Source organism: Sphingobium sp. SA2 (assembly GCF_032227065.1).
Classification (GTDB): Bacteria; Pseudomonadota; Alphaproteobacteria; order Sphingomonadales; family Sphingomonadaceae; genus Sphingobium.
Map to the genome: position 1 here is coordinate 42,528 of NZ_JAPMXX010000001.1, position 13,651 is coordinate 56,178.

Genomic DNA, 13,651 nt, shown 5'->3' on the forward strand with positions numbered 1-13,651 from the left:
GCGCAGCGGGAGAATAGCATGGGTACGGAGCCCGGTTCCCCATTTCGCCGGATCGTGACCGGCCATGATGAGAAGCTACGGTCGCGCGTCACCAGTGATGCGGCACCAGCGCGGGTCTTTGATAATCTGGGCGAAGAAGGGCTGGTCTTTTACGAAGTTTGGAATACCCGGCAAACGCCAGCCGTCCTCGACCTGGAGGATGCCGAACCGCCGGAGGATCGCCTCATGCTGGCGCCTCCAGTAGGCGGGACGCGTATTCGCCTGCTTGATATTCCGCCCGAGCAGGCCGGGGCGGATTTCGACGCCGTGTTCGACGCGATCGGCGGCAGCGACGCCCATGTCGGCAAAACGTCAAATCGGCACGCGAGTTTCCATCGCACCCGCTCGATCGACTATGGGATCGTGCTGTCGGGCGAGATCACCTTAATGATGGACGTTGGAGAAACCGTCGCGTGCGCAGGCGATATCATTATCCAGCGCGGGACAAATCATGGCTGGATCAATCGGTCAGGCGCGTCCTGCCGGATCGTGTTCATCCTGATCGACGGTGTATTCAGCGACGATCTGGCATGACGTTGCTGGTAACCGGAGCGGCCGGATTCGTTGGGCGTGAGGTCGTGCACCTGCTGGTGCAGCTGGGCGGGTTTAGCGCCGTGTGGCTTACCGACAGGACCGCACCGCCGATCCCGCACGGCAGCGGATTTGAGGCGATGCCTTTTGATCTGGCCGCAACCGGCGAGTTGGGCTCGCTGCTTGAAGGGGTCGATGCCATCCTTCATCTCGCCGCCATCCCAGGTGGCGGTACGGAGCAGAATCCCGCCCTCGCCCGCTGCGTTAATGTCGATGCGCCGCTCGCCATGCTGGAGCATCTCGACCGGGCGACGCATAGCTGCCGCTTCGTCTATGCCAGCTCAATCGCCGTGTTCGGAACGCCAGCAGCTGATGTCGATGACGGAACTCTTCCCGCCCCCACCACACTCTATGGCGCCCACAAGCAAATGATCGAGAGCGCGCTGGTCCAGTTTACGCGGCGAGGCCGCGTGCGCGGGATCAGCCTGCGCTTACCCGGCATCGTCGCCCGCCCCGCTGCACCCAGCGGGCTCGTATCTGCATTCATGAGCGATCTGTTCCATGCCGCCAGGGACCAACGTCCCATAGTGCTGCCCATATCAGTCGAAGCCACGATTTGGCTGCTATCGGCACGAAAGGCGGCTTGGAATCTGGTCCATGCCCTCGGTTGCGATATCAATGACGGGCGCAGCCTGACGTGCCCGGCCTTGCGCGTTTCGATCGGAGAACTGGTGGGGTGCCTCTTTTCCGATCGCTCTCTCGTCCATCATGCGCCCGATCCTCACATCGAGCGACTGTTCGGCTCTCTGCCGCCTCTGGCGACGCCCGCGGCGCTCTCGGCCGGCTTCCGCGCGGACGAGAGCCTCGACGCATTAATTGCATCCGTGATGGCAGCAATCAGCCCGCCATAGAGCAGTTTACCGGCATGGACGGGTCGCGGCCCAGAAACAGTTCGGCGATCAGCGTGCGAAACCAGACGATCGCCGGATCGCCGTCGACCCGTCTATGCCAGAATTGCTGAAGACTGATGAGAGGTGTTTCGAACGGCGGCGGCAACAGCTTGAGCGGCGCCATGGTGGCCAGGATGGCCGCAACCGCATGGGGCACGGTGGAGATGAGGTCGGACCCGGCGACCAGCAGCGGCACGCTCATGAAATGGGGCGACTGCAACTGGATGCGGCGCGACAGGCCCAGTTGCTGCATCCGCATTTCGACCAATTCCTGGCTGCGCCCCTTTTGCGACACCAGGATATGACCCAGGCCCAGAAACTGGTCGAGCGACAGGCTGTCGCCGATGGTCGGGTGATCGCGCCGCACAATGCAGCTGAAGGGATGATCGAACAGGGTCTGACACAGGAAGCTGCTGCCCTGAAGGTCCGGGAAATAGCCGAGCGCGATATCGACCACGCCGTCCGCCATCGCCCTTTCCAGTTCCTGGGGCGGCATGGAATGGCAGCGCAATGTGGCGCCCGGCGCGCGATGCTTCAGCACCTCCAGCAGGGTCGGCAGGAAAACCAGTTCGCCGATGTCCGAAGTGCTGATCGCAAAGCAACGTTCCGAACGGGGCGGATCGAAGACCGGCAAGCCCATCAATTCTGCGTCGACCGTCTCCAATATCCGTCGAACCGGTTCGCGCAGCCGATCGCCCAGGGGCGTGGGCTGCATGGCGTTGCCGATGCGCACCAGCAATGCATCACTGAAAAACTGGCGCAGCTTGCCGAGCGCAAAACTAACATTGGGCTGGCTCATGTTCAGCCGCCGTGCGGTGGCATGCACTCCGCGCTCCTCTAGCAGGATGTCGAGCACCACCAACAGGTTCAGGTCCAGTCTACGGTAATCCATATCGCTGATCTACCATATCAGCATAACTAGTTACATAAATTAGTTCGAAACGCGCTAAGCCATGTGTGAGACAAGACAGGAGAGCGCATTGACCCAGCAGCCCGCATCCGCCGGCGAGTCCTCTTTCCTTACCGACATCTGGTATGTCGCGGGGTGGGGCCATGAACTGACGCCTGGCACGCGCACAGCCCGCACGATCATGGATCAGCCGCTGGTGCTGTTCCGCACCGAAGCCGGGGCGGTCGCCGCGCTGGAGGATCGCTGCTGCCACCGCGCCATGCCGCTGAGCGAGGGGATGGTCGTCGGGGACAATATCCGTTGCACCTATCATGGCCTTGAATTCGCCGCCGACGGCGCCTGTGTCCGCATTCCAGCGCAAGACAAGATTCCGGCCACCGCACGTATCCGCCGCTATCCACTTGTCGAAAAGGACGCCTTGTTGTGGATCTGGATGGGCGACGCGGCGAAGGCCGATCCTGCCGCCATTCCCGATCATCCCTGGCATAATGATCCGGGCTGGGCCTGGCGCAGCGCTCATTATGACGTGCAGGGCAATTGGCAACTGCTGGTCGATAATCTGATGGACCTGTCACACCTGCCCTATATCCATCCGCTGACGATCGGCGGCGATCCCGAATTGCATTTCAGGACGCCGACGCAGGCGACCCGGCTGGCAGACGGCGTCCGCGTCGAACGGCGGATGCCATCCTCGGTCCCGCCGCCGACTTACGTCGCGGCGGCCGGCTTTGCCGGGCTGGTCGATCGCTGGCAGGAAATCGAATTCCATCCGATGTTCATCCGCATCCACACCGGCGCCTGCGACGAAGGCACGGGCGCCTATGACGGTGATCGATCACATGGCCTGTCGATGCTGGGTTTCCACGGCATCACCCCGGAAACCGAAAGTAGCACCCATTATTTCTGGTCGATGTCGACCAACATTGTCGAGGGCGATATTCCCGACTTAGTGTTCGAGCAAACAGCGCGCACGTTCAAGGAAGATCAGTTGGTCCTAGAAATGCAGCAGAAGCGAATCGCGCGCGAACCTGACCGCCCGATGCTGGACATCGCAAGCGACGTTGGCGGGCGGCAGACGCGCCAGTTCATCCAGCGGTTATTCCGCGCACAAGCGGGCGAAGAGATGTCTGTTGCTTGACGCGATGGACGGTGAGAAGGCGCGCTGTCGGCTACCCGATCTCATTCGTCCATCAAAGACTGCAAGGGTCCGATCGTCCCGTCAGGCGCAGCCTGACGAAGCAATTGGCCTAGCAGTTCGACGGCATCCTGCGTTTCGGCGCGGTGGGGAAGATAGCGTTCTGCGATCGAAAGGCCGCGGACAGACCAGACCATCAGTCGCATCACGGAAAGCGCGAGTTTCTCATCTCCGCCAAAGGCACTGCGTATCGCCTTGAGAGCAGATTGCTCGACGGCCTCCTGCATCGGGACCACGAGCGCCGCCAGTTCTTGATCACTGCGGGTCGCTTGAAGGATTTCAAGTACGGCCATTCCCGACAGGCGGCTAAGAACCGTCCAAAGGAGCTTGGGCCAGTCGTAGAGCTGATTGCCGATCCCGGTTCGCAGCCGGATCTCTTCATAGGTAGCCATCTCGTCATCGAAAACATGCCGCACCACCTCGGCCATCAGTGCGGCGCGGGTTGCAAAATGATGCACCATCGCGCCACGGCTAACGCCTGCTTTCTTCGCGATCAGCGCGGTGCTGGCACCGGCATATCCGCACTCGCCGATCACGGCGATCGCTGCTTCAATGAGCGCCAGCCGCGTCTGTGCCGTCCTCTCTTCCTGCGTTCGACGGGGCCTGGAACCCCTCTGATCGGACATATGATTGCACTTTCACTAAGGCTGGCGACTAGGACTGGCTTGCAACGATCTGCAATGTCGCGCTGCAGTGTGCAAGCACGTCATCCATAACTAAAATCGATCGATAACCATACATACAAACAGCGTTGACTGTTTGTATGTATCACATCAAAGCATGACGCAAGCGCAGGCCAACTGCATGACCGATAGGGGAGGATATATATGCGCAAGACAATGTTGTTCGTGGGCGCGAGCCTGGCTTCGATGGCTCCGAACGTCTACGCCCAGACTGAACAGCCCAGCGAAGGCGTCGCTGAAATCGTCGTGACGGCGCAGCGCCGCGTTGAACGGCTGCAGGATGTTCCTGTCAGCGTGACCGCATTGGGCGGTGACGCGCTCAAGTCGCGCAACCTCAATGATCTCACCCAGGTCGCCCTCGCAGCGCCCAGCCTTCAGGTCGGCAACGATAACAGCTTTGCAATCCGCGGCGTGGGTACGCAGGCGTTCGCGACCACGATCGATTCGAGCGTCGCAACCGCGCTGGACGACGTCAATCTGGGCCGTCCGTTTCTGGCACAAGGCCTTTTCAACGATGTCGAACGGGTTGAAGTTCTCAATGGCCCGCAGGGATTGCTGTTCGGTAAGAATGCCTCGGCTGGCCTGCTCAATGTCGTGTCAACACGACCCAAGATCGGCAAGTTCGAGAGCGAAACTAATCTGGAACTCAATAATCGGGATACGCCCGGCAGCGACGAACAGTCCTGGTCAGCGATCGCCCGCCAGACAGTCAATGTCCCGGTAGGCCAGAGCGGCGCGCTGCGGATCAACGGCACATATTCAATCGAAGAGCCGGGCACCCATTTCGTTGGGACAGGCGGCGTGCGCAATGACCTTGATCGCAAGCAGTACGGCGCCCGAGTCAAATATCTACAAGAGATCACGCCCGCCCTCGAACTGTACGTCATCGGCGAATATGCGGAATCGCATGGTGTTGCGGGCATTTACGACCGAAGCTATCGCCAGCTGGGCGCAGGTAGCATCAATGCCGATCCACTCGCTGCCTCTGGCATCGTTCCAGGCGACCGGAACTTCTCCGTCGCAGGAGACGGTGGATATTGGCGTGATCTGAAACTTGGTGGTGCCCAGGCCTCGCTTGCCTATACGGCCGATAACGGTATCGTCGTCAGCAATATCTTCGCCTGGAAATTCTATAATTTTGATGCTCAACTCGACACCGATTTCACCAACAGCAACGGTGCCAACATCAATTCTTCCCATGCCGATTATGACCAATTCTCAAACGAGTTGCGTATCGCCTTGCCTGCCGAAAACCGCCTGAGCGGCCAGGCTGGGCTCTATTATTTCCATTCGACGATCGAACAGCGAAGCCAGATTGCCGGCAATAATTATCTGCCCGATTTCCTACTGCCGACTTTTCCCTTCTGCGTCGGTGCTACCGCCGTACCTGGGGCATTTCCTCCGACCTGTTCGACCAGCAACGATTATTTCCTTGGCCGCGACAACAGCTATCGCATGACGACTGACAGCTATGCCGCCTTCGGCCAGCTGACCTTCGCCGTGACCGATCAGTTCAAAATTTTTGCCGGCGGACGAGTCACCCGCGACGAGATCGGCATCGACCTGGACCAGAATCGCGGCGCATATTTCGTCACCCTGGGCGTGCCGGGTGCTATCGTCGAATCATACAGCAACACCGATTTCAGCTGGCGTGTCGGTGGCCAATATCAGGTGACACGGGACGCCATGATCTATGGCTCATACGGTCGCGGCTATAAAGGGCCGGGCTTCAACGATACCGGCGCGACCCCGAACGCGCCGCTGGTGGTGCAGCCGGAAAAATCGAACACGGCGGAAATCGGCTTCAAGACCAGCTGGTTCAATCGCCGGCTGATCGTCAATGCCTCTGCCTTCCACACCAAGTTCGACCAGTATCAGACACAGTCGCTCGACACGCAGCTGCAGAGCTTCATCATCCAGAATGCGGCGTCCGTAACCAGCAAGGGCGTCGAGTTGACCGTCAACGCCAATCCGTTCCGGGGCCTGTCGCTCAATGGCTCGGCGACCTTTCTCAGCTCCAAGTTCGACGATTTCGCGGGCGCGGAATGCTATCCTGGCCAGGCCACTCCTAGCTGCGCAACAACCGGCTCCTTCAACGCCGCCGGTCGCCGCACGCCGACGGCACCGAAATTCACATCGTCGCTGCAAGCCATATATGAAGTGCAGACGGACGGCTTCATCCATCCCTTCATAGAGGGTAACTGGTATCATCGCACTGCGATCAACTATCTGATCAATGGTGCGCCCGGTGCCACAGTGCCGACGCTCGACCTGATCGGGGCCAGCGCGGGCGTGCGCCTGGACAACGGCATGCGGTTGTCCATCTTCTGCAAGAACTGCACGAACGAATATAACCCCAATTTCATTGGATTGGACGCAGGAGACGCCATTCAGGGGATTGCATCCTATAACCAGCAATTCGGGTTCGATTCCGTCCGGACGGTCGGCGCAAACATCCAGTTCCGCTTCTAAAGGAGGCACCTAATGCATTCCAACATTTCGCGCCGCTCAATGATGCAAATTGCGGCGGGCAGCCTTGCCGCGACGCTTGCTGGACCCGCTCTTGCCGCCAGACGCAAGCTCGGCCCCGACTTCCTGTGGGGCGCAGCGACCGCCGGGCATCAGGTGGAGGGCGGCAACGTCAACAGCGACAGCTGGGTAATGGAGCATCTCCAGCCCAACAATTTTGCCGCCCCCTCCGGCGATGCCTGTGACAGCTATCACCGCTGGCGCGAGGATATGACGCTCGTCAAGCAAATGGGCTTGAACTGCTATCGTTTCGGGATTGAATGGTCGCGGATCGAACCGGAAGCGGGCGAATATTCACGGGCTGCGCTTGATCACTACCGGGCCATGATTGACGGATGCGCTGAAATGGGTCTCCAGCCCATGGTCACCTATTCCCACTTCACCGTCCCGCGCTGGTTCGCGGCGAAGGGCGGCTGGGAAGAAGCTGCCAATGTCGATCATTTCCTGCGCTTTTGCGAGCGGGCCGCAAAGGCGCTTGGGGCCAACTATAGTCATGGCCTGACGTTCAACGAACCCAATCTGGCGGCGCAACTTTCCTGGCAGCCGGGCTTCCGCGCCACCATGCCCTATTTTGCACAGGCCAACGCCGCCGCCGCGAAGGCGGTCGGTAGCAACCGCTTCTCGTCCACACCCATCTTCGATGCCGCGCGCGCGGGACCGATTCAGGCCGACGCGCACCGCCGAGCAGTGGAGGCGATCAAGTCGGTGCGGCCCGACCTGCAACTCGGCCTTAGCCTCGCCGTGGCCGACGAACAGGCTGGCCCTGACCCCGAAGGTCTCAAGCACAAGATCGCACAGGTTTACGCGCCCTGGTTCGCGGCCGTGGCGAAGGATGATTTTGTCGGGGTCCAGACCTACGGCCGGGCTTTGGTCGGCAAGGATGCAGACCTGCCGCCGCCCGCCGGTGTGGAACTGACCCAGACCGAAATGGAATTTTATCCGCAAGCGCTTGAAGCAGCGGTCCGCTGGACAGCCAAGGCCACTGGCCGACCCGTGATCGTGACCGAGAACGGCGTCGCGACGGCTGACGATAGTCGCAGGATCGCCTATATCGACGGGGCGTTGGCCGGTCTTGGCCGAGCCATCCAGGATGGCGTCGATGTCCGCGGCTATATTCACTGGTCGTTGCTCGACAATTTCGAATGGAACCGCGCCTACACTGCCCAATTCGGCTTGGTCGCTGTCGATCGCACGACCTTTCGGCGCACGATGAAGCCCAGTGCCTTGCATTTAGGCCGGTACGCCCGCGACAACAGCATCTGACGTGCGCCCCTATCGCCTCGTCCCCATTACCTAGGATAGCCCGATGCCCAATCTCGACCGCCGATCCTTCCTTGCTACCGGCGCGATCGTCGGATTGAGCGCTCAGGGCGCGACGGCGGCGTCGCGCGCGAATCCGATGGTGGTAGGGCTGCGCACCGCCATGCGCGAAATGCCGATCGGGATCGATGATCGGCAACCGGCTTTGTCCTGGCGGATCAAGGCCAAAACCGGCACGATGCAGGCCGCGTATCGCATCCTCGTGTCCTCCAGCTTGGCGGAGTTGACGCGGGGGCGCGGCGATTTGTGGGACAGCGGGCGTATCGAAAGCGCGGCATGCACCGGAATCCTCTATGCGGGGCAGCCGCTTCGGTCGGGTCAGACCTGTCATTGGCAGGTGCAGATCTGGGACCAGACAGGCAAATCAATGCAGAGCCATCCTGCTTTTTGGGAAATGGGGCTGCTTGACCAGGATGACTGGTACGGCGACTGGCTGGCCGTGGAGGGCGCAACCGAGCGGGATGATCGCCTTGCAGGTGCCACATGGGTCGGCGGTACCGCGCCTTCCCCTACACAAGCACGGTCATTCCGTCTCCCCTTTCAAAGCGGGGCGCAGACCGCGCTGTTGACCATCGTCGGCGACGGAGTGATGTCGCGGCTGACGCTGGACGGGCAGCCGCTCACCTTGCCGGAACGTGATCCCAATGCGTTCGGCGGAGCGCCCGCCTATCGTTTGCCCTTGGAGATCGGTGCTGGCGAGCATGTCCTCACCGTTGATGTCGCACCCACGCCCGGTTTTTTCGTCAAACCATCCGTATCGCTGGCTGCACAGATCCGTCTGGTCGATTCGACTGGTTCGGCACATCGGATCACCCAGGGTTGGGAGACGCGGCTGGGCGACAGGGAACCCTGGTCGACCGCCGTCGCTCTCGACCGACAGCCCATCTTCCCATGGCCACCGACGCCCGCCCGCCTGCTGCGTCGCGCCTTCGACAGCCAGGGCGCGGTCGTGCGCGCGCGGCTCTATGTTGCGGCGCTGGGCGGCTATCGCCTGTGGCTCAACGGCGGTCGCATCAACGACGACGAACTCCAATGCGAACCAGGCAATTACGCCGCGCGCATTCCCTACCGCACCTATGATGTCACCCGGTTGGTTCGGGACGGTGCGAATGTCATCGCCGCGATGGTCGGTGACGGCTACTTCGCTAGCTATCAGGCTCCCAACGGCCGCTATCCCTTTGGCGCGGCGCCCCGCCGTTTTCGGGCGATGCTGGAAATCACCCGGCAGGACGGGCGGATCGACCATGTCACGACTGACACGACATGGCGGCACGCCGAAGCACCGGTCCAGATGTCGGAAATCTATGCGGGTGAGGATCAGGATCTTCGCCTGGCGCAAAGCGGATGGGACAAGCTGGGCTTCGATGACGGCCAGTGGGACCGCGCTTGGCGGGCGCCATCGCCGACCGCCCCCTGTGCCGCCGCCCTCGCCGAACCGGTGCGCGCTGTTCGAACCCTGGCCCCTGTCACGATCCGCAGAGTGGGTAACACTCGTCATATCATCGATTTTGGCCAGAATTTCGCTGGCCGCGTCCGGTTGCAGGTGAAGGGTGCCGCTGGCCAGCACGTCATCGTCCGCCACGCCGAGATAGTGTCCGACACGGGCGAACTGGACCGCCGCAACCTGCGCGCGGCGCGCGCCGAGGATCATTATCGGCTACAGGGCACGGGCAAGCCGGAGACGTTGGAGCCCGTCTTCAGCTATCAGGGCTTTCGCTATGCCGAAGTGGAGGGCGTCGCCACGCTGACGTCGGCCATGATCGCGGGCATCCAGTTGTCCAGCGCGATCCCGGAGACAGGCAGCTTCCAAATCAGCGATCCCAATGTGCAGAAATTATGGTTGAACACGCTCTGGAGCCAGCGTTCCAACTTCATGGGCGTGCCCACCGACTGCCCCCAGCGGGACGAACGGCTGGGATGGACCGGCGACGCCCAGATTTTCTGGGACGCCGCCAGCTTCAATATGGACGTCGGTGCTTTTACCCGCTCCTACAGCCGCATCCTGCGCGACACCCAAGCCCCGAACGGCGCCTATCCGCTTTGGGCACCTTCGCCCGAAGGTCTGGGATGGGGCACGAACAGCGCAACGCCTGGATGGGCCGATGCCGGGGTAATGCTGCCCTACACCGCCTATCTCCATAGCGGCGATCGCACCGTCGTCGATGAAAACTGGGCCGCGATGACCGCCTATGTCGGCGGTATCCTTGCAACCAACCCTGACGGGCTATGGAGCAAGGACAGGGGTGCTGACCTTGGCGATTGGCTGGCCCTGGACGCCAAATTCCCGATGGACGAAACCACGCCCAAAGCGCTGATCGGAACCGCCATGCTTGCCCGGTCGGTCGATCAACTGGCGCAGATGGCGGCATGGACAGGGCGCGCGTCCGAAGCCGATCGATGGCGCGCGCAACATAGTCGGATCCGCGATGCGTTCGCCGCGGCCTTCGTGACGTCCGATGGCCTGGTCGGCAACGGCAGCCAGTGCAGCTATATCCTGGCCCTGCGCCTTGATCTTGTGCCGCCCGCGCTGCGCGCCAAGGCAGGCGCATTATTGGCTGCCGATATCCGCAGCCGTGGAACCCTGCTCTCCACCGGTTTCCTTGGCACGCCGCTAGCTCTCGACGCGCTTGCCGATGTCGGGGAAGGCACACTTGCCTGGGATTTATTGCTGCGCTCCGATTTTCCCTCTTGGGGCTATATGGTGCGTAAGGGCGCGACCACGATCTGGGAGCGGTGGAATGGTGACACAGGCGATGTCGCGATGAACTCGTTCAATCATTATGCGCTCGGCGCGGTCTGCGGCTTCCTATATCGCAGGATCGCAGGCATCGATCCGATCGAGCCCGGCTTCGCCAAATTTCGCGTGGCGCCGGTTTTCGACCCGCGCATTCCGCAATTCGGCGGCAAGGTCGATAGTATCAGAGGGCCGATCGAGACGCGATGGAACTTCCGGGATGGTCATGCGGCGCTGGACCTTGTCGTTCCATCCAATACGACCGCCGAGATTATTGTTCAGGGTACGCGGCGCGACGTAGGCGCAGGCCATCACCAATTCACATTTTAGCCGTGGTTGTTTTAGCCATTACCTGTGTACGCAATTACAGATCGACTGATCCAGCCCGTTTCTTCTAGATCATTGGATCACCGGCATCCTAAAATAGCCCGCTATCGACTTTACGTAATGACGATTGACACGGAAATTTAGGTACTTTCACCACCTGCTTTCGGTATGGCATCGCAAACCTTTAAAAAACAGCATTATCAGTGGAATACGATTGAATATATACATTTTTTTGATTGGTTAAATCTCCGATTTTTTGTGCCTATAGAGCATCTAATTAGTAGGCGAAAAAGAAATTTTCAGACGGAGTTACATAGCAAATGAAAAGTTATTGGAAAATATTACGCACAGCACTACTCATGCTGAGCGTGTCTCTATGCACATTTGCCGAAACTCTTAATGCATCCACTCCTCGGTCTCGGTCGGCTGATGTTAAGCCACGAGTAATCATTACAGCAGACCCAGAGTTGGACGACTCGAACTCCCTTCTGCGGTACCTGCTTTACAGCTCGGATTTTCGAACGGAAGGCCTCATCTACGCTAGCAGTCAGTTTCACTGGAAGGGTGACGGTAAAGGCACACTGGCTGTACCAGATGGGATGGATTATCGTCGATTAAAGGTGAAGCCTTGTCCTTGTACGTCGTGGAGATGGAACCCAGACGAGCGGTTTATTGACGATGCAGTAGCCCTCTATTCCAAAGTTTATCCGAATTTACGTCGGCACAAGCGAGGCTATCCCACGCCTGCGTCCCTAAAAGACCGAATCCGTTGGGGTAATGTTGCGTTTGATGGAGAGATGTCTGAAGATACGCCAGGATCCGATCTCATCAAGACAGTGCTACTCGACGATGACGATGCGCCGGTTTATCTTCATGCTTGGGGTGGTCAAAGCACAATCGCACGCGCACTGAAGTCCATCGAAGACACCTATAAGGGTACGATCCGATGGAATGCGATTCGTGAGAAAATCATCCGCAAAGCTGTAATTCATCCATCAGGGGACCAGGATGACACATATGCGAAATATATTAAGCCTCATTGGCCAGAGATTCGATATCAATTAACACTCGACGCGGTCAATCTCAGTTACTTCGCGCACGATGCGGTAAGCGCAGATGATGCCTTGTATTTTTCCGCCCCTTGGACCCAGAAAAATATCTCAGCGCGCGGGCGTGCTGGATCTTTTTACTACGTATGGGGTGATGGACGGCAAATGGTCGCGGGCGATAAATTCGATTATTTCGGTTTTGCTGGAAAAAGTGCGGACGAACTGCAACGGGAGGGGTATAACATCTGGACGCCTATCAGGCCGAAGGGGAGCTTCATTGGTGAAGGCGACACCCCCACCTTCCTAAATTTGATAGACAATGGCTTAAAGGGGTATCTCGATGACAGTTTTGGCGGCTGGGGTGGATATCTCGATCCGGCACCGCGCCTGGTCAGCATGCGAGAATTCAATGGACCTTTCTCTACGCCTGTCCGTGCGCCGACGCATCCTTTCCTAGCGGCTGCTCAGCGGGACTTTGCGGGACGATTGGCCTGGAGCCAAGCGACAAGCTATGGGGCCGCAAATCATCATCCGATCATCATTCTTGGAATGCCCACTACCTTATCAGCTAAACCTGGAACAACTTTGTCACTCAAAGGAAGGACAAGGGACCCCGATGGCGACAAAGTGTCGCTGACCTGGTGGTTGCTCGAGGAGAAGGGCGGGACGTTCCACAAACAGGTACTTAACCAGAGAGTGAATGGTCAGGCTGTCTTTGTGGTGGCAAACACTGCTAAAGCAGGAGACAGGATTCAGATCGTCGCAGAAGCGACGGATGCCGGCAAGCCGGCACTGACTCGCTATGAAAAGATCATTGTAACTGTACATTGATGAGTGCGCACAGCCTGATGTATAGCTTCAGGGACAGGAGAATATTAGGAGAATAGACCTCACTGCGTTGCGGTTTTAGATAAAGAACGGCCTGTCCGCCGTCAGCACCAATGGCACAGATTTGAGGTTGTGATCTAAGAGCCCGATCCGAAACTAAGTTGAGTGGTATCAGCGGGTTAGCTTGACGCTTGCGGCAGTCGTTGATTCAGGGGTTTTGCAACAAACTTCCGGAGATCAACGATGTGGACCGATACCACTCGGGCGCAATATGCCCGCGCGGGACTGACTTTGCCAAGCGATTTGACCGATGCCGAATGGTCGGTGCTCGAACCTTTCTTGCCGCCACCCTCCCACGTAGGCCGTCCGCGCAAATGGCCGCTGCGACGGATCGTTGAGGCGATCCTATATCTGCTGCGTGGGGGGCTGCCGTGGCGAATGCTGCCACCCTGCTTTCCGCCGGTCTCGACGGTTCGGCGCTGGTTTTACCGTAACCGACCGGTTGAGGCCGCCTGCCTTGCTGTGATGTGAGCGCGTAAGAGACGTCCATAAGGAC

The 13,651-nt window shown here is 59.5% G+C and carries 9 protein-coding genes and 1 pseudogene; 8 read left to right on the forward strand and 2 right to left on the reverse strand.

Annotation, left to right across the window (positions count from 1 at the left end; translation table 11 throughout):
* The first annotated feature begins 18 nt into the window (after positions 1-18).
* Complete coding sequence (locus tag OVY48_RS00195; RefSeq protein ID WP_037473586.1) at positions 19-573, forward strand: cupin domain-containing protein; 555 nt, start codon at positions 19-21, stop codon at positions 571-573.
* A complete protein-coding gene (locus OVY48_RS00200) occupies positions 570-1,481 on the forward strand; it encodes an NAD-dependent epimerase/dehydratase family protein (protein ID WP_037473585.1) in 912 nt (303 codons plus the stop codon). The genes OVY48_RS00195 and OVY48_RS00200 overlap by 4 nt, the downstream gene beginning before the upstream one ends.
* Here the strand turns inward: OVY48_RS00200 and OVY48_RS00205 are convergent.
* Complete coding sequence (locus OVY48_RS00205; RefSeq protein ID WP_037473583.1) at positions 1,468-2,412, reverse strand: LysR family transcriptional regulator; 945 nt, start codon at positions 2,410-2,412, stop codon at positions 1,468-1,470. The two genes, OVY48_RS00200 and OVY48_RS00205, sit on opposite strands and share 14 nt — an antisense overlap.
* A gap of 88 nt (positions 2,413-2,500) precedes the next feature.
* Between OVY48_RS00205 and OVY48_RS00210 the strand changes: the two genes are divergently transcribed.
* On the forward strand, positions 2,501-3,568 hold the full coding sequence (locus OVY48_RS00210) for an aromatic ring-hydroxylating dioxygenase subunit alpha (RefSeq protein WP_037473581.1): 1,068 nt from the start codon (positions 2,501-2,503) through the stop codon (positions 3,566-3,568).
* A 41-nt stretch (positions 3,569-3,609) separates the two neighbouring features.
* Here OVY48_RS00210 and OVY48_RS00215 read toward each other — a convergent pair whose 3' ends face one another.
* Positions 3,610-4,251: a TetR/AcrR family transcriptional regulator gene (locus OVY48_RS00215; RefSeq protein ID WP_037473580.1), complete on the reverse strand. Its 642-nt coding sequence runs from the start codon at positions 4,249-4,251 to the stop codon at positions 3,610-3,612.
* Between the two features lie 201 nt (positions 4,252-4,452).
* Here OVY48_RS00215 and OVY48_RS00220 point away from each other — a divergent pair, with 201 nt between their 5' ends.
* The 5 genes and pseudogenes from OVY48_RS00220 to OVY48_RS00240 all read left to right on the forward strand — a co-directional run.
* Positions 4,453-6,780: a TonB-dependent receptor gene (locus OVY48_RS00220; RefSeq protein WP_313921601.1), complete on the forward strand. Its 2,328-nt coding sequence runs from the start codon at positions 4,453-4,455 to the stop codon at positions 6,778-6,780.
* Between the two features lie 12 nt (positions 6,781-6,792).
* Positions 6,793-8,100: a glycoside hydrolase family 1 protein gene (locus tag OVY48_RS00225; protein WP_237748780.1), complete on the forward strand. Its 1,308-nt coding sequence runs from the start codon at positions 6,793-6,795 to the stop codon at positions 8,098-8,100.
* A gap of 43 nt (positions 8,101-8,143) precedes the next feature.
* On the forward strand, positions 8,144-11,221 hold the full coding sequence (locus OVY48_RS00230) for a family 78 glycoside hydrolase catalytic domain (protein ID WP_313921602.1): 3,078 nt from the start codon (positions 8,144-8,146) through the stop codon (positions 11,219-11,221).
* 356 nt (positions 11,222-11,577) lie between these two features.
* Positions 11,578-13,098, forward strand: a complete 1,521-nt coding sequence (locus OVY48_RS00235) for a DUF1593 domain-containing protein (RefSeq protein ID WP_037473576.1) — start codon at positions 11,578-11,580, stop codon at positions 13,096-13,098.
* Between the two features lie 240 nt (positions 13,099-13,338).
* Positions 13,339-13,584 (forward strand): annotated as a pseudogene (locus OVY48_RS00240) (transposase); the annotation flags it as partial.
* Positions 13,585-13,651 lie beyond the last annotated feature (67 nt).